The organism is Nostoc paludosum FACHB-159, assembly GCF_014698835.1.
Taxonomy (GTDB): domain Bacteria; phylum Cyanobacteriota; class Cyanobacteriia; order Cyanobacteriales; family Nostocaceae; genus Nostoc; species Nostoc paludosum.
The window spans coordinates 51,263-72,118 of the sequence record NZ_JACJTU010000040.1; the positions used below are offsets into that span (position 1 = coordinate 51,263).

At 41.7% G+C, this 20,856-nt stretch carries 13 protein-coding genes and 1 pseudogene; 8 read left to right on the forward strand and 6 right to left on the reverse strand.

Going from position 1 to position 20,856, the window contains the following annotated elements; translation table 11 throughout:
* Positions 1 to 238 precede the first annotated feature (238 nt).
* Positions 239 to 2,911 (forward strand): annotated as a pseudogene (locus tag H6H03_RS29105) (beta strand repeat-containing protein); the annotation flags it as partial.
* Between the two features lie 308 nt (positions 2,912 to 3,219).
* Here H6H03_RS29105 and H6H03_RS29110 read toward each other — a convergent pair.
* Positions 3,220 to 4,752, reverse strand: a complete 1,533-nt coding sequence (locus H6H03_RS29110; protein WP_190958536.1) for a glycosyltransferase — start codon at positions 4,750 to 4,752, stop codon at positions 3,220 to 3,222.
* A gap of 1,162 nt (positions 4,753 to 5,914) precedes the next feature.
* On the opposite strand from H6H03_RS29110, the gene upp reads away from it, so the two are divergent.
* Positions 5,915 to 6,550, forward strand: coding sequence for a uracil phosphoribosyltransferase (upp, locus tag H6H03_RS29115; protein ID WP_190958537.1), 636 nt, complete (start codon positions 5,915 to 5,917; stop codon positions 6,548 to 6,550).
* A gap of 178 nt (positions 6,551 to 6,728) precedes the next feature.
* A complete protein-coding gene (locus H6H03_RS29120) occupies positions 6,729 to 7,079 on the forward strand; it encodes a DUF2294 domain-containing protein (protein ID WP_190958538.1) in 351 nt (116 codons plus the stop codon).
* A 1,012-nt stretch (positions 7,080 to 8,091) separates the two neighbouring features.
* On the opposite strand, the gene H6H03_RS29125 is transcribed toward H6H03_RS29120, so the two are convergent.
* Entirely contained in the window at positions 8,092 to 9,027 is a 936-nt protein-coding gene (locus tag H6H03_RS29125) for an ABC transporter permease (protein WP_190958539.1), read from the reverse strand.
* Positions 9,028 to 9,220: 193 nt separating this feature from the next.
* Here H6H03_RS29125 and H6H03_RS29130 point away from each other — a divergent pair, with 193 nt between their 5' ends.
* Positions 9,221 to 9,733 (forward strand): helix-turn-helix domain-containing protein, encoded by a 513-nt coding sequence (locus H6H03_RS29130; protein WP_190958540.1) that lies wholly within the window; start codon positions 9,221 to 9,223, stop codon positions 9,731 to 9,733.
* The gene (locus tag H6H03_RS29135) at positions 9,717 to 10,424 is read left to right on the forward strand and encodes a transposase (protein ID WP_313931947.1); all 708 of its coding nucleotides are present in this window, start codon (positions 9,717 to 9,719) and stop codon (positions 10,422 to 10,424) included. The genes H6H03_RS29130 and H6H03_RS29135 overlap by 17 nt, the downstream gene beginning before the upstream one ends.
* A gap of 27 nt (positions 10,425 to 10,451) precedes the next feature.
* Here H6H03_RS29135 and H6H03_RS29140 read toward each other — a convergent pair whose 3' ends face one another.
* The gene (locus H6H03_RS29140) at positions 10,452 to 11,744 is read right to left on the reverse strand and encodes a CCA tRNA nucleotidyltransferase (RefSeq protein ID WP_190958541.1); all 1,293 of its coding nucleotides are present in this window, start codon (positions 11,742 to 11,744) and stop codon (positions 10,452 to 10,454) included.
* 86 nt (positions 11,745 to 11,830) lie between these two features.
* Here H6H03_RS29140 and H6H03_RS29145 point away from each other — a divergent pair, with 86 nt between their 5' ends.
* Entirely contained in the window at positions 11,831 to 12,079 is a 249-nt protein-coding gene (locus H6H03_RS29145) for a Ycf34 family protein (protein WP_190958542.1), read from the forward strand.
* Positions 12,080 to 12,343: 264 nt separating this feature from the next.
* Here the strand turns inward: H6H03_RS29145 and H6H03_RS29150 are convergent, their stop codons facing one another.
* Entirely contained in the window at positions 12,344 to 13,636 is a 1,293-nt protein-coding gene (locus tag H6H03_RS29150; RefSeq protein WP_190958543.1) for a hypothetical protein, read from the reverse strand.
* 671 nt (positions 13,637 to 14,307) lie between these two features.
* On the opposite strand from H6H03_RS29150, the gene H6H03_RS29155 reads away from it, so the two are divergent.
* Both H6H03_RS29155 and H6H03_RS29160 read left to right on the forward strand, forming a co-directional pair.
* Complete coding sequence (locus tag H6H03_RS29155) at positions 14,308 to 14,622, forward strand: hypothetical protein (RefSeq protein ID WP_190958544.1); 315 nt, start codon at positions 14,308 to 14,310, stop codon at positions 14,620 to 14,622.
* A gap of 811 nt (positions 14,623 to 15,433) precedes the next feature.
* Positions 15,434 to 16,486 (forward strand): hemerythrin domain-containing protein, encoded by a 1,053-nt coding sequence (locus H6H03_RS29160; RefSeq protein ID WP_190958545.1) that lies wholly within the window; start codon positions 15,434 to 15,436, stop codon positions 16,484 to 16,486.
* 195 nt (positions 16,487 to 16,681) lie between these two features.
* Here the strand turns inward: H6H03_RS29160 and H6H03_RS29165 are convergent, their stop codons facing one another.
* A complete protein-coding gene (locus tag H6H03_RS29165) occupies positions 16,682 to 17,878 on the reverse strand; it encodes a M20 family metallopeptidase (RefSeq protein WP_190958546.1) in 1,197 nt (398 codons plus the stop codon).
* Positions 17,879 to 18,008: 130 nt separating this feature from the next.
* Complete coding sequence (locus H6H03_RS29170) at positions 18,009 to 20,039, reverse strand: FAD-dependent oxidoreductase (RefSeq protein ID WP_190958547.1); 2,031 nt, start codon at positions 20,037 to 20,039, stop codon at positions 18,009 to 18,011.
* Positions 20,040 to 20,856: the final 817 nt, after the last annotated feature.

Here is a 20,856-nt window from a genome sequence, read left to right on the forward strand (position 1 = left end):
CTACATCCTCACAAATCTGTAGGGCGCTTAAGACATGGACAGCCCTCAATAGTTGGATAAATACTACTTGCAAACAACTTAAAAGGAGATTTTTCATCAAAAATTTCTAATTTTCCAACGTGATATAAGGTATGCCGAAATATGATGCTTTCGGCGAAATTTTGTGCGCTTTCCCCAGTACTCACAGCAAATTGAGAACTTCATTTACCGTAAAAATCGATTCAGGTAGGAAAAAGTTATGTCAAATATCATTGGAACCAACGCAAACGATACCCTAAATGGTAGTAGCGACGCCGACACAATTAATGGCAAAGCTGGAAATGATATCATTAATGGTCAGGGAGGTAAAGACACCTTAACAGGTGGGGGCGGTAAGGATAGATTTTTTTTCGATAATAACTTTGCCTATAGTACTGATGAGACTGATATTATTACTGATTTCGGTGGTGTAGGTAAAGGAACAAACCCAACAGCACCAGTCATTGCTGAAATTGATACCATACAATTTATTGGGGAAGGGTTGACTGCGCGAAATCTGCTGCTGACACAGAATGGTAGCAATTTAGAAATCAGTTTTGATGGAGCAAATGAAGTCAAAGTTATCCTGCAAAACTTCAAACTAGAAGATTTGGAGAACTTGAAAGCTTCTGGTAGTATCCCAGCTATTGGCAATATTATCTTTGATGGGCAAACTAGCATCAGCGACAGCTTTAATGTCCTAGATGCCAACTCTACTGAAACGAGCCTGGGTATCAAGAACACGGTGACTTTCCTCAATGACCTCTCTAACAACATTACGGGTTTAGATAACTCAAATGATGTCGTCAATGGTCAGGGCGGCAATGACAAAATCGATGGCTTGAGTGGCAATGATTTGCTGCGGGGTGGTGTAGGCAATGATACTCTCATTGGTGGTGTAGGCAATGACACGCTCATTGGTAGTGCGGGGAGTAACTCACTCATTGGTGGTGCTGGGGATGATAATTTGAATGTTAACTCTTCAAAAGGCAATAACTTGCTCTCTGGTGGCGATGGAAATGATTATCTTTTTGCCTCTGGTGACTACAGCGAGTACCGAGGCTCAATTTCATTTGGCAATCCTATCTCTGGCGATAACACCCTCAACGGTGGTGCTGGTAAGGACATTTTGAATGCTAATTATTCAACAGGTAATAACATCCTCAACGGTGATGCTGGAGATGATTATTTGAATATTGACTATTCAACAGGTAATAATCTCCTCTCCGGTGGCACTGGTAATGATTATCTCTCTGTTTCTGGCTTCTCCGACGGTGGAGGAGGAACTTTTTTTAGATATTATGGCACAGGCAATAACACCCTCAACGGTGATGCTGGTAACGATACCTTGAATGCTGGTTATACAACAGGTAATAACACTCTCAACGGTGGTATTGGTGATGATTACTTGAATGTTGACAATTCAGAAGGCAATAATCTGCTCTCTGGAGGCGATGGCAATGACTCATTCTATGTAACTGCCCTAGATACTGCCCCCTCTTCTTTAGTAACTCAAACGGTAGATGGGGGTAAAGATAACGATTTGTTGTCCGTCGATTACAGTAATGCTACCAAAGGAATCACAACGACTTTCAATGCTACTACTAACATTGGAACAATCACAGCCGATACGAATCGAGTTAGTTACAAAAATATCGAACGATTAAATCTCATAGGTACAGCCTACAATGACAATATTGTGGGGAGCAATGGCAACGATACTCTCTCTGCGGGCTATGGCAAAGATACTATAGACGGGGGTAAGGGTGACGATTTGTTGTCCGTCGATTACAGCTCTGCTAGCAAAGGAATCACAACGACTTTCAATGCTACTACTAACATTGGATCAATTACAGCAGGCACGAATCAGGTTAGCTACAAAAATATCGAACGATTAGATATCAGAGGTACAGCCTACGATGACAATATTGTGGGGAGCAATGGCAACGATACTCTCTCTGCGGGCTATGGCAAAGATACTATAGACGGGGGTAAGGGTGACGATTTGTTGTCCGTCGATTTCGATTACAGCTCTCCTAGCAAAGGAATCACAACGACTTTCAATGCTACTACTAACACTGGATCAATTACAGCAGGCACGAATCAGGTTAGCTACAAAAATATCGAACGATTAGATATCAGAGGTACAGACTACGATGACAATATTGTGGGGAATAGTGGGAACGATACACTCTCTGCGGGTTATGGCAAAGATACTATAGACGGGGGTAAGGGTGACGATGTTTTGTCGATCAATTACAGGAGTGCTAATGGAGGAATCACAACGACTTTCAATGCTAGTACTAATACTGGATCAATTACAGCAGGCACGAATCAGGTTAGCTACAAGAATATCGAACGATTAAATATCTGGGGTACAAACAATTACGATGACAATATTGTGGGAAACAGTGGCAACGATACGATATATGGGGGCAGTGGTGGCAATGATACACTTGTTGGCGGTGCAGGTAACGATAGGTTGATTGCTAGCGATTTAGGCAATAATACCCTTTATGGTGGTTTTGGCAATGATATTCTGATAGGTGAGTTTGGTAATGATACCCTAATTGGAGGAGATGGTATTGATACCTTTGCCTTCAATAGTTACCGCAAGGGTGTTGATACTATTTATGACTTTAACTCCACTAATGAACTAATTCAGCTATCGACTTATGATTTTGGCGAGGGATTATCATCAGGTTCACTTGGGACAAGTCAGTTTACTATTGGAACATCTGCAACCACTAGCGATCAGCGATTTATCTACAACAGCACCACAGGTGGACTGTTCTTTGACCAAGATGGCAGTGCATCTGGGTTTACTCAGGTACAATTTGCACAACTATCTACTGGATTGTCACTAACCAACAACAATTTTGTGGTTGTTTAATCGGATTTAGCGCTCTGTAAGTCACCAAGCGGTAAGGTTTGTGAGGTGCTATTTTTTAGCATCTCGCATCTATTTTGCTCAATGCAAATTCTTTTGGTAAGCGATCGCAACTTTCTCACGCCATCCATTCAGTCCATTGCGGCGCATCTGTAACCAGTTGAGCAAATTTGTCTAAACTCCAGAGACTTCACAGAGATAAAAAAAGTAGAGACGTTGCATTGCAACGTCTCTAAAAGGATTTTGATATCATGCTTTCAAGCCTGTTCCCTGTTCCCTGCTATACCTTGAAAAAGCTAATCCTAGCTGATTTAAACGCTAGGTGTACTTAGTAACCTTTGGTTAGAGCCAAAGTACAGGTCGCTCAATTCTTTTAATGAAACATCAGTCTCGGATTCTGGATTAAGGAAGTAGGGATGGATGGGAAGGAGTTCAGCACGAGGGCGGGTGTCAGGTGAAGACACAATCTGCTCAAGGAAAGCCAGGTAGTTTTCAGCAGTAGATTCCCACGTGTACTTTTTCAAGACCCTTTGCTGACCAGCTTGGGCAAAATACTCCCACTCCTTAGCATCGCATAACAACCGTTCCAAGCCCCGCGCAATATCAGCAGGATCTTCTGGGTCAACGAGTACCCCATATTCCTTATTTCCCTGCTGGAAGCTTTCGCTAGGGCCGCCGTTTTTGGTTGCTACCACCGGTAAACCTGCTACTGCTGCTTCTAAGGGAGCAAGTCCAAAGGGTTCGTAAAGTGCAGTCAGCGCGAATACCGAGTGGCGTTTAACCATAAGTCGATATACTGCTGCCAGTGACTCTTGAGACTGATCTGGCAAACCAAATGCACCGATTTTTCCCCACAAGTCGTTTTCTTTGACCACCTCCCGAATGGGGGCTAATACTTCTTCGGTTATGTCGTCGCTAGCCGCCTCTCGTAAAGGATCGTCCAGTCCCCCTGTGAGTAAAATCAAGTTAGCTCGTTCCTGTAGTGTCGGACTCATTGCAAAGGCTTGCACCAGCCCTAATATATTTTTTTTCAGTTCTAATCGACTGGATGCAACAATCGCTGGCAAATCTCGACGTGACTCGGCAATATCTCGCGCCAATCGTTCTTGAATGAATTCATGGGTAGCCTCCTCATTTTCGGAACGCGCTTTTGCACCGAAAATCGAAAAATCTGCTCCTGGTGGAATCACTGCAAAGCGATCGTCGTTGTCTACATCCACTGCACCACCATAGACTCGATGAGAGTACTGTTCAAAGCGTTCCTGCCGCGTACTGGTAATATTGATAGCGGAGCGATTCATGCTCAAGCGTTCGGCTAAGATGCGATATTTGAAGTGGAATTGCTCGTCTATTTCTGTAACATTCTCCGGGGTGACCTCTAGTTTGTCGATCTTTTGAGCGCCGAGAGAATGAGCAGTAAAGGTAAAAGGTATGCCTGCTTCTTCCTCAATCAAAACACCACACAGTCCTCCATCACCGTAGTGAGCAGTCATGGCATCGGGAAAACCCCCATCTTGTTGATAGAATTGCAGGATGTTGGGTACCCAATCTTTAACTAGATGAGGCCACAATAACTCTTTAGGCAAAAATTCTTTTGGCCCGGCTGTTAACCGGATAATCCGGACGTTATCTACCCCTGGATAGGTGTCAATTACTTCAGCAAACTCTGGCCACTCCGGGTCAATGATTTGACGGGTGAGAATATCAACTTTATGTCCCTGCTGAGCTATGGCAATAGCGACTTGCTTAACGTAGATCAGCTGACCCCCAAAATCTGGGTGTTTGGTTATGTGACTATTGCCAGAATCAAAATTGCCTTGAGGGTTGAGAAATCCAATGTGCATTGCCCACTTCCTAATACAGGTTGATTTCTACTAGAGATTTTTGCCAAAGACGGCAGCAGAACACCTTAGTGAGCTTGTTAAAAACTCCCAAGACTGAAAAATACAAGCAGTCAGGCTGTAAATAAATACCATCAATGAAGTAAGTTAAAGGGTTTCCTTCACCTTAAACCTAGCCAATCCGCGCATTTTCCTATGCTTAAGTTAATCGCTACTGTACCTCGCGTACATATACCGCATGGCATAAATCGCATGGCGATCGCTAACTCATAAGATTTTGGATTTTGATTGAAAATCTCTTTCTATATCTTCTTTTTTCAAATTGCTATCAGGACGCATTGTCAGGAAAATTTGAGATTTATTGAAGTCCTTGAACGTAATCACCAGACAATCGCTTGTATATCTACAATAAAGCGTTTGTAATCATCTCAAAATTATGCTTCAGAGAGTCTTCAAAGATGTCATTCAATTTTTAGGCCTAATGTGTTTATTAGGAATTGGAACATTTGGTTTCTACATGGCAATGGCAGCGTATCAATTATGTCAACTTGAAAGGGAGTGTCCCCTGTACCGATTTCAGCAACCACAACCAACTTCCCTAGAATACCAACAGCCCAAAATCTAAGCTAATAAATTGCTACTAGCCCATAACGCCAGAGAATCTTGTCTTTAAGCGTTTGTACTAAAGCGGTAATAAAGGGGCTGAAGGTAAGGAAATAGAAGAGCGTAACCGTTTTGGGGTAAAAAAACAAAAGTCAGATATTCTCAACAAGACCTATCAAATGATAAGTAGAAAGTAGGAGGCAGAAGGCAGAAGGAAAAACCCTCAAGAGTAAAGGGAGTAAAGGGTTTCGCTAAGTTGTATTTTACATTTAATTATGTCCCCTTACTTAATGTTGTCTAAATTTTACCAAAACTGCTTTCAAAATTTACTGGCACTTATACAATACAAGATGCTATAAATCTTGATTATGCTGTTGCAATTCCATAAAAATGTGACAATTGAGAAGCTGGGGACAGTATTTCCAGACTCGCTGAAATTAGATAATCAATATTAGAACTTATGCAAAAACTCTGTGAAATTTTCACTTTTTTGCGTCTTTTACAGTTCTTTTTTTCATGATTTTGAGTCGGTGTTCAATATCATCTAAAAGTTTTACAAAATATGCACAACCAAGTAACATTAATTCAACATCCCTTGATTCAGCACAAACTAACGCTAATGCGAAAAGCTGAAACCAGCACCACGAAATTTCGCACCCTCCTCAAAGAAATTAGTCTGTTATTGGCTTATGAAGTCACGCGAGATTTACCACTCAAATCTGAACAGATTCAAACACCATTAGCCCCAATGAATGCACCAATGCTGGCTCCCGATAAAAAATTGGTGTTAGTCTCCGTGATGCGTGCAGGGCAAGGAATTTTGGATGGAATGTTAGAATTAATACCATCAGCAAGGGTAGGGCATATTGGTTTATATCGTGACCCTAAAACTCTAATTCCTATTGAGTATTATTTCAAAGTCCCTCATGATGTTGACAAGCGCGATATGCTTGTGGTTGATCCAATGCTGGCCACTGGTAATTCAGCTGTGGCAGCTGTGGAACGCCTGAAATCAACTAATCCCCTATCAATTAAGTTTATCTGCTTACTTGCAGCACCGGAAGGTATTGAGCGTTTCTGTGGAGCGCATCCTGATGTGCCGCTGTATACAGCTGCTATTGATGACCATTTAGATGAACATGGTTATATTATCCCTGGGTTAGGAGATGCAGGCGATCGCTTGTTTGGCACCAAATAAACTAATTACTCATACAACAAGTTTTTCACAAAAATCGAACCACAGAGCCGCAGAGATCACGGAGAAATAAGAGTTTGAGAGATATTTTGCGTAAGTCCTAAATATTACCTGAATATAGTATAATTTTCAAAACTCCTACTTGAAGAGTTGAAGAATAAATATTATACTCTAACAGCTAATGATACAACCCACTCTTGGACAATTAGAAACAGAAATATCACACCAGGTTAAAAATTTATATAATCAAAGACTGGGACAGCCACCTAGCCAAATTATTTGCCATTTTTTTGATAATGAAATTGTAATTTCTCTAGAAAACTCCGTTACCCCTGTTGAAGAAACTCTACTTCAGGGAGGCTATGACAATTTAGCTGAACAAGTGCGATTATATTTAGATAAATTAATTAAGCCACAATTGAAAAAAATAATAGAGCAAATTGTTGGCAAACCTGTCCTTGACCTGATGACGAATACAAATTTAGCAACAGGCCGTACTGGAATTATTGTTATTTTAAAATCTATTACCTGAAGTCTATCTTCAAGGAAAACCTCAAAAATTGAACTGATTGAGTTAACACCAGATTCACAGTTATATTAATCCGCTTTATTTTTTTAAATTACAGCATAATTCAATACTGCCAAAGCTGGAAAAGTAAGTCTGGGTAACAATCCGAAGTTTGAGCTTTTAAGGCGCGAACCCATAATTAAATGCCCTGGCATCGATAATGATAACGAGCAGTCTTAGGAGCAAAATGTACAATTTAGAAGCGTATCAGCTAAGTGCAAAAAACGTAGTAGCGCGTTAGCCTTAAAACGTTGAGTTTAAAAAGCCTAGCAAATCCTAAATAAAATTATTCTGTAGCAATCCTAAATGAGTCGTGAAAAATATGTACAAGGTAAGGAAGCCTATTTATTTTAAAAAAGTTTTTATGTATAACTTTTAACTTTTTAGACAATTATTGTATGGATAAAATATCTGAAATAAGCTCAATCTTGTCAAGTAATTAGCTTATTGACGATGATATTGAGTAGAAGTTTGCGAACTATAATTTTTAGAAAATTTAAACTCTCAAACTTTTGATTAGAAAGCGGTATGTAGCTAATTCCCAGGGATATAGACACCTTCAAGTTACTGAAGACTAAATTGCTCTGCTGTACTTAAGTCACATTGATATACTGAAATTAAGTATAGTTAGCTGATAAAAATATCTCAAGCAAGTTCAGCATCATCAATTAGAATCAGCGTGGAAATTATATAGATTTCCTAAATAAATACGTAGCATTTTTACTCGCTAAATAAAATATCTAGCGACCTACAATTAGTGATAGTTTTTCCACTAATTAATTCTGATTTTTTTTGACCTCTAAGTTCTTAGTTAAGCCTTCAATATTCAATCTGTGCTTGCTTAACGACTAAAAAGTTTTATCTAGTGTTCCCGCAAAAGTGGAATAGACGATCGCTGTTGACTTGAGATTACACATTGATAGAAAATGTGTTTTAAAAAGCACATATTGTATAAGTGTTTAGCATTTCTAAACCGCTACCGATCGCGGTTTTCAGGAAAGTAGGGAAGACCTAATGCTTTTGGGGTTACGGATTTACCAGCCTTACTTACCAATGCCAAAATTGCGATCGCATAAGGTAGCATCACTAGAAACTGATAAGGTATATTTGCGCCTAACGCCTGAATTCGCAACTGCAAGGCTTCTGTAGCGCCAAATAACAAACAAGCCAAAGCAGTGCCTACAGGATGCCACCTACCAAAAATTAAAGCAGCGATCGCAATAAATCCTTTGCCAGCACTCATATTTTCTGTAAAAAATCTTACTTGCACTAAAGCAAGATTGGCACCTCCCAAACTGGCGAGACAGCCAGCGATCGCCACCGCCCAATACCTCACTGATTCTACCCTTATTCCAGCTGTTTTCGCTGCTTGAGGATGTTCTCCCACCGCCCGCAAAGTCAAACCAAAGCTTGTATAAAACAAAATATATGTAGTTATAATTACTAGAGAAATAAGTAAATATACAAAAATATCTTGTTGAAATAGCACCGACCCCAACAGCGGAATATTAGCAAAACCAGGAATAACTATAGCTTCAATTCCTGGTAATCGTTGGGTACTACCACCGCTAAACACCAACCGCGCCAGAAACGATGTCATTCCAGATGCTACGAGATTAATTGCTAACCCTGATACCAACTGGTCAACACGCAAAGTCACACACAAAAAAGCATGAAGTACACCTACCAGACCCCCAGCAATCAAAGCTGCAAAGACACCAACCCAAACATTACCTGTGTAAAAAGTGGCAACAGCACTACTAAAAGCTCCAGTCAGTAACATACCTTCTAGGGCAATATTTAGTACTCCCGAACGCTCCGAATACAGTCCGCCAAGTGCGGCAAATGCCAGAGGTACAGTTAGACGCAAACTCGCAACTAAGTAATCGGAAAAAAAAGTTAGGTTATCCATAAAAGAGTGCTGAGTGTTGACTGATGACTGAGGAGTTAAGAATACTCTCTTGTCCCCTTGTCCCCCCGTCCCCCCGTCTCCCCATCCCCCCATCTCCCTAGTACAGGTCGGCGGAAATAAACAGACCATATTGGTGGGAAGATAAAGAATCAGGATAAAACCAGTTTTGAGGCGCGGCGCAAGGAATCAGGGTGTGGCTAGATTAACTCCTAAAATATTAAATTTAAGCGATGGCGAGCGAGATCAACTCCAACAGTTGGTCAACAGACACAACACGCCACAACAGATAGCACTACGAGCCAAAATAATTCTTATGGGAGCAGAGGGTCAAAATCATCGTGAAATTGCCAGAAATTTAGATTTAAATCGGCAAACGGCGCGTTTATGGCGAAACCGATGGTTGGAAACCGAGAGGAAAGAATTATCAATTGAGCAAAGATTACAAGACTTGGAGCGTGTGGGCGCACGTCCGAAGTTTAGTATGGAACAAGTAATCGAGTTGTTTGCATTGGCTTGTTCCCCACCATCGGATTATGGCAGGCCAATCAGTCATTGGACGGCGAGAGAACTAGCGGACGAAATCATCAAACAAGGAATAATTCCAAACATATCTGTCCGCCATGTAGGAAGGTTATTAGAGGAAGCAGAACTTCAACCACACGCCTCGCGCTACTGGTTAACCCCCCCCTGTGGACGAAGAATTTGATGCCAAAGTGAAAGATATAACTGGTTTATACATCAGCGCGATTGAACGTCATCTCCAGGGAGAACGCACAATATCCATCGATGAAATGACAGGTATTCAAGCTACAGAACGTTTAGAAAAGGACTTGCCCATGCGACCGGGCAAAGTCGAAAGAAGGGAATTTGAGTACATCCGTCACGGTACACAAAGCTTAATTGCCAGCTTCGATGTTGCCACTGGTCAAATAGTCCAGCCAACTTGTTCAGATACAAGAACAGAAGTTGATTTTGCACTTCATGTTCGTCGAACAATTGAAACTGACCCACAGGTCAAAAAATGGCATTTGATTATGGACTGCCTCAATACTCATCAGTCTGAGTCTCTGGTTCTGTTAGTTGCACAAATAGAAGGTTTGAACATTGATCTGGGTGTTAAGGGAGAATATGGCATCCTCAAATCAATGAAATCCCGTGCTACTTTTTTGAGTAACCCCGCACACCGAATTGTGTTTCATTACACACCATTACATTCTTCGTGGCTTAATCAAATTGAGATTTTGTTCAGTATTTTGGTTCGCAAGTTACTAAAGCGTGCTAGTTTCGTCAGTCAGGATGATTTGAAAAATCGAATTCTCCAGTTTATCGACTACTTTAATCAAACAATGGCTAAACCTTTTCAGTGGACTTATAAGGGCAAAGTTTTGGCTCTTTAATGGTCTGCTTATTTCCGCCTTGCTGTACTAGTCCATCATTCCTGCTTCAATTAACTGACGTGCCAATGCCATCGCTTCTGCTGATGTGGAAACTTTCCCCTCAGCTTGTGCTATGACAATTTCTGTTAATAATTTGCCTACTATTGGTGAAGCCGGAATATCTAGTGCTATAATCAACTCCTTCCCACTGACTAATGGAGTGGGATGAGCGACCAGATCGTCAGGGTTCAGGTAGCGGTTGATTAAAGGTGCAAAGACAACTGCTGTGTTTAGCTGCTTGTTGCCAGATATCGCCTCTACCAAATTATCAAATGCTACGGCTAGCGCTACCGTGGCAGGAAACACAATATCTGCATCTTGGAACAGAAAATATTGTTCTCGCAAAGACATATTTGCCACTTTCAGCTGCGGTGATAATTTGAGAGCAGTGGTTACACCACGAATTTCAGCACGACTGTAGGTAAGTTCCTGTAATTCTATTTCTGCTAATTCTGGATTTGGGTTGACAAGGCAAGCAAGTTTAGCAATGGCTAACCATGTAGTTTTAATAGTATCCCGGACATATCTTTGTAGTTGTACTCCCAGTTGTTGCCAATTTTGAGCGAGTAAAACTGCTGCATTATCAACAGCTGCTAGTTTATTTAAGCTTTCACGGGTGGCGTTTTTGAAGAAAGGGCTAACTAAACCATCTTCCCAAGCAGTTGTTATCCAGGGAGTACCTTGAGAATTTGCCAATAAATAACCGATTTCTACCCGAAATCGTTCTGCTGCAACTTTGCTGATGTGTGATGCCAAAGAACGAATTGTGGTTTGGGTAGTTGACTCAATAGTAAAATCCAGTTGGGCAGCTTGGCGATAAGCTCGCATTAACCGCAAAGGATCGTCTTCGAGGTTAGCGGGTGATACCATTCGCAAAATGCCCTGTTGTAAATCTGCATAGCCTTGTAAAGGATCGATGATTTCTTGCGTGTGGGGATTATAGGCGATCGCATTTATTGTAAAGTCCCGTCTGTGCAAGTCAACCTCTAAACTGTCTCCTTCTTGTTGGGCAAAGTCAGCCGTGGCGTGGGGGAAAACCACACGGGCGATTTGTCGTTCTGCATCAAGTAAGACAAACCCAGCATTATAATGATGGGCGATCGCTCTTGCTACCTTTACCGCGTTAGATGGTATGACAAAATCTAGATCTAGATATTCGCGAGTTCTGCCAAGGATGGCATCTCGCACAGCACCACCCACCATATAAGCGGGTTGTGGCAATAATGCCAAACTAAAAGGCCAATTTTCGGGAGCTAGAGTAGAAGCAACAAAAGAATGCATTGTAATAAAAATCAACCCAGCAACTAATGAATAACACTCCAGCTTAAGCTAGATTAACAATAAAGGCCCCTGGAGTTGGTTCTATTATGTGTATTTGCGTGAACTGCCACTATGTAGACCGCTGTCTCACTTATCATGCCGTAGAAGGGCAGCACCAACAACCCCACTTGACCGAAACACCAGATTTTGACCCGAATGAACCATCTATCAACGTCAACATCCGGACTAAAGATGATGTGATTGAAATGGAATGGGACGTTGTTGGTTGTCTGAGCTTTAAGCGGGAAATGGGTAAATGGTCGAAGTTGCGTCCTGGAGAATTAGTACCCACTTGAAAAGTTAACAATTTTAGATTTGCAATTTTAGATTGACAATTCAATTCCCAATTTACTCACAAAAATCTTGGCAAAATGATGAATTGTCTGTAGGGGCGTACAGCTAGCTGTACGCCCCTACCTATCTTTATGCAGTATCACCCTAAATAATAAACGATGGTAAAGGTACAAAGAAACGTAATTTTGGCATTTGATATGCTGATTCAGAAACACCCAAAAAGCGATTCCCAATCCAAAATCTAAAATCCAAAATCCAAAATTCACTTAACGGATGCCATCATTATCAATTGCACTATAGCTATCGCTAGGGAAAAGCCCCAACCAAGGGTCAGAACTAGGAGTTAAAAATAGTTGGGCGTAGACTTGCTGATTGAGGATTTCTACATTCTTTGTTTGGTTACCTTCCAAAAACCATTGATGAATTTGGCTGTGCAATATATATTCATTTCTGACTGTATCTAAAGCCATTGCGGCTTCAAAATTTTTCACTATTATCGGCAAATTATCTTTTGTAGTGTTGGCAGGCTGAGACTTTTTAGCCTTAATTAAAGCAATGCTGTTTTCATCTAGCTTGGCATCGCTGGCGTAAAGTTGAGCAATTTTGTTCCAAGCTTCTTGGTCGGTAATTTCAGCTAAAGCCTTTTGATTTTGTTGGGCATTAGACTGGAGAGCAGTGAGCATTGGTGTTTCAACTCTCATTTTAGAAACTGCCAGGGAACTTGCGGTTTCGGCTGTTGGCGGTTGAGTGGAATTACTTCTTAGTTCCACCAACTTTGGGGGAGACTGGATACCCAAGCGGGATAAATCAGCAAGCCATTGGGCTTGGATAGAATTGTAGCGATCGCTGTGGTATTTTCTTAAAAAAGCCTCGCGATCGCTTGGTTTAAGTTTACTATAGTTTTTTGCTGCTACTTCAGCCTGCTGTAGCTCGCGAAGAAATGCTTTAGGGCCATATAACCCTGGAATTGCATCAATTGGACGACCCGACGCATCTAATATATAGTGAATGCTATTGCCTGTAATTGTCCGTTCCAACTTGCGCCCATCGCCGAAATCAATTGTAACTTGCGGTACAGGTCGCACTGATTCCCAGTGCAATATAAAGCGGTCTTGAAGCAGCCGAGAAATTTCACTATTGGGATACAGCGCTACCCTGAAAAACCTACTATTAGCACAACTCAAATCGCGATCTAGTCGGCCTAGCAAGCGCAGAGACAAAATCGGTTTACCACTGGTTTTGGCAGCAGCTTTGGCTTGTTCGATGTCTGTATACCAATACAAACGAGAGGCGTAACAGTCCCGTTGCTGGCACAGTTCGTCTAAAGCCGCCCGCAGTGCAGCAGAAGGTAAAACTGTGTCTGAAGAATAGTTGTTTAACTCATTCGTATGGGATTTGAGGAATATTTGTAACCCATTTGCACCATGTTTGCGAAGCACAGCAACTTCTTGAGATAACTTAGACTTTTCAGTTACAGGAGTTTGAGCATCGGCTGTCTGCAACAGAGTGAAGCTAACTAGTATGAGTAACAAGGGATTTTTGAAGGTTATAAATTTCATAAATTTGAAAAAGATAGTAGCGTGAATGTTAAGCCATTATGCTTGGAAATTCCACTTTCACTTATGGTGTTGGCTGTTGACAGTTAACTGTGAATCCTCAACAGCCAATAAACCAGAGAAATCTAGTTTAATCTCTAAGATTGAACAGATGCTACCAAAGTTTCTAAAAAGGATGGTAAACCTTCCAAAAGCGACATCAATCAAAAAACTGATTCTTTAATTGTGAGTTTTCTGTATCGAATCGACTTTTAGAATATTGACTGTTAAGCTGACAAGCATTCAGTATTTACCTAACAAAATCAGGTTTATATCCGTCCTTGAACACACACACGTATTTATTTACGGAAGCTACTTCATCAAAAGTACAAGTTATTAAAAATAAGATGTGTTGATTTTGTATTGAAATTTATTTAAATACAAAAATGATAGTCCTAAGATGAAGACTTATTTTTTTAAAATCAGTAATATTTCTGTTTAAAATCAAAGCAAATATAACTAAATTATTGATATTGTAAGTTACACAATTTTCTAGTCACAGCTAGGAATAGGTAACAGGCTTAATTTGAGAGCGCAATAAGTTATCTGGGTAAAATCAGGATTTTGTTTGAGACAGAGAACAAATACAAGCTCTGAAAACTTGCAATATTTATTAACAAATTTGAAAAATCACCATGCACAAATATATTTGGAATCTGCTAATGCTGGTATTAGCAACAATTTCGACTTGCACTATTACTCCATGTCATGCTCAAACGCCTGCAAAATCTGATAGTCAAAACACTGATAATATTAGCGCCATATCTTCAAATTCACCTTCTGCTATCCAACTACGTGATTTGAGCAATTCTACTGATAGCAAACCAACTATCTTATCTGAGACAGTGAGTAACACTTCTGTTTCTCAAGCTAATATAACTGCGCCTCAACCCAAGATTAGAATTCCTATATTCAGCAGAATTTTTCGCACACCTTCCATGCAGCAGTAATCAAGTATTCAAACTAAGCAACTTATCCTCAGGTCTTGCTGTCAATATTGCATCTATGGCAGGGAATAGGCAACAGGCTTAAAAATCTTTTGGTGTTGCGCTTTTGCAATCGTATTTTCAGGGAAATAGATTATCTGCTAGAGGCACAGCAATGCTGTGCCTCTACGTCTACGTATAGATATGCTTCAGATACAGGACTAGTATTTGATTGCGTAAAATACACATAGGGGAGCCAGTCACGTGGGCGGGTTTTCCACGCCACTTGCTACAACTTTTGGAACCACCAAGGACGCAGTGGTTCGACTTGAGTGGACTGGCGTTGTGTTAGCGACGAGAGTACGGCATCACAAGTTTGGAATGGTGTGTTAGGCTCTGCTAACAGACACTACTGAGATTTTTTCACCAAATCAAATATGATTCCTATACAGGAAAACTACTGCAAATTGATAAGCTATTCCACATTAAGCTTGCATATATAAATTTGATTAAAGTTTTGTAGAGTGGGCATCTTGCCTAGCCTAATTATGCAGTTTAAATGTATAGCTGTTTTATCATCCTAAAGACATAGTTTTTCGCTCCAGAATGGGTAATCTGTTCAACTTGAATGAATACTGAATACCCTGCTCTGATTAGAATTACAAATCAAAGCGATCGCCCTCACTCATATTTTTATTTTCCAGCAAAAAACTTGATATTTTTCTACCCACAGTTGTGAAGGCAATCGCTCAAAAGAAAGATGGAATCACCCTAAAGTTTATGTCAACGTGATATTAGCAATAATTCCGAACACTTTGTTAGAGGAGAACTCAGGATGGTAGCTAGTTTAGATGATACGAAACGCAATGCTATTGCTGTGAAATTGGCAAGTATCAAAGCACTGCAACAATTGGTCATCGAGAATGAACAACTCCTTTTGAGAGAAGGACTTGATTCTGAAATCGCCGATCGCATCCGCAATTTCATCAAAGATGATGAAAAAAATCTTGGTGTTTTGGAAACTGTAATTACTCAGTATGGCATTCAGGCTGAACCTAAAAAGAACTTGACACAATTTATTGAAAAAGTTCGCGAATTGTTTAAGGGTTCTGAGCTAAGCCTATATGAAAAAGTATCTCAACACGAATTACTGAAACATCAAATTGTAATGAGTGGTTTGATAGTTCATAAAGCCGCTCAAAAAGTAGGTGCTGATGTAATGGTGGCCATCGGGCCTTTGAATACCATTAACTTTGAAAACCGCGCTCACCAAGAGCAACTCAAAGGTATTCTAGAAATTCTCGGTGTCCGCGAACTAACTGGACAAGATGCAGACCAAGGAATTTGGGCACGCGTTCAAGATGCTTTGGCTGCGGTAAGTGGTGTGGTAGGTAGTGCTGTTACCCAAACCAGCGACAAAAAGGATTTGAATATCCAAGATGTCATTCGCCTAGATCACAACAAGGTAAATACTCTGTTTACCGAACTATTACAAAGCAACAATCCACAAAAGATCCAAGAATACTTCGGTCAAATTTACAAGGATCTTACAGCTCACGCTGAAGCTGAAGAAGAAGTTGTCTACCCAAGAGTACGTCCTTTCTACGGTCAAGACAACACCCAAGAACTGTATGACGAACAAGCTGATATGAAGCGTCGGTTAGAGCAAATTAAATCTATCAGCCCCTCTGCACCTGAATTCAAAGATAGAGTCAGAGAACTGATGGAAATTGTTGGCGACCACATTCGTCAAGAAGAAAGCACAATGTTTGCTGGAATTCGCAACAACTTGAGTACTGAGCAAAGCGAGCAACTCGCTACTGAATTCAAAGCTGCTAAAACCCGGATTCAACAGAGATTAGGCGTTGTTACTGAATCTAAGATTTAGTTAATAGATTGGCAAATTTCGCTTAATTAATTCTGACTTAGTTGCGATACCAAATTGCTAGGTAAATAGAGCAACTCCTAACACATAGTGTTAGGAGTTTTTATTTAGTTTCAATTTAAAATTTGATTGCCTACAAAAATTATGTATACCCCAAAAAAACAAAGAGATAACAGACAAATAATCTTTGCCTATTGCCTATTGATTACAATCCAAATTCTGCTGCCAATATTTATAAGCGGCGTAGGCCATAGTCACAACCCCAGTGAGAATAGCAGACTCATCAACTTCAAATTGGGGATGGTGTAATGGATGGTTAATGATTCTTTCTTTGTAGCCTACACCCAAGCGAAACATTGAGCCGGGGACGCGTTCTAAATATATAGAAAAATCTTCGGCACCAAGGGACGGTTCGGGTAAGACTTGAACGCGATCGCTACTCCAAGCTTCTTCTGCGGCTGATTGTAACAATTGTGTCAAAGCATAATCATTTTGAACGCTAGGTACACCCTGACGATAATTGACTTGATAGTTTGCCCCATAAGCACGGCAGACGCTAGCTACAATATTTTCGATCCAATTTGGCAAATGGGCACGGGTTTCAGGATGAAGCGATCGCACTGTTCCCAATAACTGTACTTTATCAGCAATCACATTGGCCGCTCTGCCACCATTAATTTTACCGATGCTCAACACTACGGGACGTAAGGGGTTCTGTGTGCGGCTGATGGCTTGTTGCAATGCAGTAATCACTTGAGCTGCAACCCAAATGGCATCAATGGCCTCATGGGGACGCGCCCCATGTCCAGATTCACCAACAATCAAAATTTCTAAATCATCAGCCGCAGCAGTCAAGGCGCCATACCTCACCCCAATGGAACCTGCGGGTATAGAAGGGAAAACATGAACCCCTAATATAGCTGAGACGTTTTCTATTGCCCCGTCTTTCACCATCCAGCTTGCCCCTTGGGCAATTTCCTCAGCTGACTGAAATAAAAACCGCACTTTACCACCCAATTCTTCTGCTATTTGGGCAAGTATCATTGCCGTTCCTAACCCCACTGTGGTATGGACATCGTGACCGCAAGCGTGCATCACACCAGGTGCGCGAGAGGCATATTCCAAATCAGTGGCCTCTTGAATTGGCAAAGCATCCATATCGGTACGAATTGCCAATAAACGATCGCTTTGACTAGTGTTTTGCAGTTCTCCGATAACGCCTGTTTTACCGACCCCTTCCTGCACATGTAAACCACTAGAAGACAAAACACCAGCTACAAAGGCAGCTGTTTGGTACTCCTGACCGCTGAGTTCGGGGTGGGAGTGAATGTGGCGGCGAATTTCAATTAAGCGAGGCGCTAGTTTTGCTGCTAAGTCTTTAATATGAGTAAGCATCGATATCAATTTATCTACAGGCTTGCTTCCATGATAAGGAACTGTTAACAAACAAAGCCGAAAATAAAGGTTTTTGGGAATTAGGAACTAGAAATTGTTTTCTAATACCTAATACCCAACGCTCAATACCCTATCGCCAATCTTCCCAGTTTTGGTTAAAAATGGATGTATCTGGGAAGGCAGTCGGGTTACCATTTTTTTGCAACAAGCGTTTGAGTGCTTCGAGCTGTGGTTCTGGTTTGGGTAAGTCATCGACTAGTTGATAAGGTGCGATCGCATTTTTAATCGCAAAGCTAGCAACAGTACCCGCAGCTGCGCCAGCCGACCATTCAAAAGAATGTACTCGATAAGCAGCGGCGGCAATATGACTAGTCCCAATACTTTTACCTCCTACCAGCAAATTGTCAATTTTCTGGGGAATCATCGCTCTCAGGGCGATTTGGAAGGGATAAGCTTGACCAGCACCGCGTCTTTCACCTGCACGTTCTGTGTTACCAGGGGCTTCTGGGGGACTGTTGGTCATACAAGGATGGAAATCGATGGCGTAGTGACCAATACCCACAGCGTCGGGGAAGATGGTAGAACGAGTCCGGCGCATTACTTTATCTGGTGAAATCTCGCCTGCAATTACAGATGTCGCTTCTAACCCTGCAAGTGCGGCTGTTAATTGCCGATACATATCTGCTGGCAGAGTTTTGCGGTAATATTCGTCATTGTAATTGCGGCGAGAAATATCAATTTCCCAAATAGTAAAGCCTCCTGGTTGCCCCCAACTAGGGCGGCCAATGATGCGGCGTCCTTCTCGCATATAGGGATATTTCGATAAGCCATGTAGTGTCCCCATTGGCGAATTTAGCCCCATCAGAAAGCGGTTATTAGTTCGCGGCTGCTTAACACCTTCTCCTAATTGAGAATCTGTAGTTCCAGCCACTAACCAGTAATAGTAAGAAAGGGCATTTTCTTCACCTTTGCGGAGGGTTTCTGTCCGCAGTCCTCCCATCCAACCCCCTGACTTTAACTGCCCAGTACTTTGTAATTGTTGGCGAGTATAAATTAGGTTATCCTTGGCTGTTCCGGGGCGGTAGTCGTTACCCCAAGTCCAGTTTTGCATCGAAATATCCCCTGGTGTCGCCGCATTAAAAGTTACACCACCAAATTTTGTAGGTTGCCCTTTCTTGGGACTCCAGATGCGACGGTAGGTGAAAACTAAGTCAAAATTAGCCAGCCGTGTCAATTCATAGCTAAAGTATGGCGAGTATTGTAAATAAAATGGTGGCAGTGTCTGGGGTTGTGGTTCCTTAGTTGCCTCCATTGCAAAGGTATAGGTAAAGCCTTGAGGGCAATAAGGATCGTTGGTGGTGCTGGAAGCAGAAGGTTCCAGGTAAGAACGGGCATCAATGCCTAAGCGGTAGGGGACATCAGCAAGGGCGATAATTTCCCCGGTTTCGCTGGCGTCTACAACATACCACTTGGGAGCATCTCCCTTAGTTTGCTTGGGAATGAAACGGAGAATATTTTTGGTAAATAGAGACGAGTTATTGTAGCGATAGGCGTCTTCAATGACTTGAGATAAAGTCAAACTGTTAAGCGGTAGTGCGTCTTTTGCTGGTTGATGTTGGATGGCGATCGCACTATTAATTAATTTACCATCAGCACCGATTTCCAAATCCTTAATTACTGTGTTGGGAAACCATTGCAGCTTTCCTTTGCCCTGCTTTTCAGCATCCTTGAGCATTTGAGCCAAAATACTGTGGGCATCGCGAGGCAGAAAACAAGAGTCACTAACCCAGCAATCACCAGGATTGAGTTTACCGTATTTACGCTCAATCCGGTTTCGCAATTCCAGATAGCCGCGAGAATAGAATTGCTTTGCCCGTTGGGTTGGGCGTTCATCTAATGCAGATGTCCCTTGAGCAGAAATTTGCCCCCCTAGCCAGTCAGTAATTTCGGTTAGACAAACCGTTCGTCCTGCGAGTAACCCCTCATAAGCTGTAGCCGCACCGGATAGTCCGCCACCCACAACTAAAATATCGCAATTGACACTTTTATCTGGGCTTCTCGGTGGTGTTGCATTTCCCCCATCAAGTGCAACTAAGCTAAATATTAAATTGAGACCAAACACCGATGTCAAACCATAACCTACTTTGTGTCTACATTTCATCGTTAAGTAAACCCTTTCAAATCCTCTGTCACCTTGTAGACGGTAGCATCGAAGAAATGTCGATCACAAGTGTATTTAATTGAGGCATTGGGCATAGAAAAAGGATAGGGGACACAGGGGAAAGATTTACTACTACTTCCCCTTTGCTCCCTTCCCTTGTCCTTCCACATACTGTTTAGGCATTGCTGAATCTAGGGATGATTTTTACCTCACGCAAAGGCGCAAAGGCGCAAAGAATCTACCTTTAGCCTTCGTCAAAAATCTTAATTCATCCCGCATTTATGCAACGCCACTGTTTAATATCATGTCCGCTTGATTACTTATCGAGGAAGGCAGGAGGCTCCAGGGCAGGAGGCAGGAGGAAAACTGCTCTGGAGCCTGCTGCCGCAACCGTTCGCGCAGCGTCTTGTAGAGAAGGGAGCAAGGGTGTAATATCAGGTTCGTCTAATTAGTTACGATAAAAACTTTGCAGATTTCTTTGCGCCTTTGCGTCTTTGCGTGAGATTTAATCATAACTATTTTGCCGAACATGATATAAGACCCCGCTGTTAGACGGCGCTTACAATTGGGAGGGGTCTGAATCCTCTCTCAATTGTTCCTTCTGCTTTCTGCCTCCTTCAATAAACCCGGAGAACCCCACCCCTTAATTCCCTCCCCGCTTGCCTACGGTGTACACAAAAGTCTCTTGACCTGCACCTTTGTTGCATTGACTTGCACCTTTGTTGCATCGCCTTGCACCTTTGTTGCATCGCCTTGCACCTTTGTTGCATCGCCTTGCACCTTTGTTGCATCGCCTTGCACCTTTGTTGCATCGCCT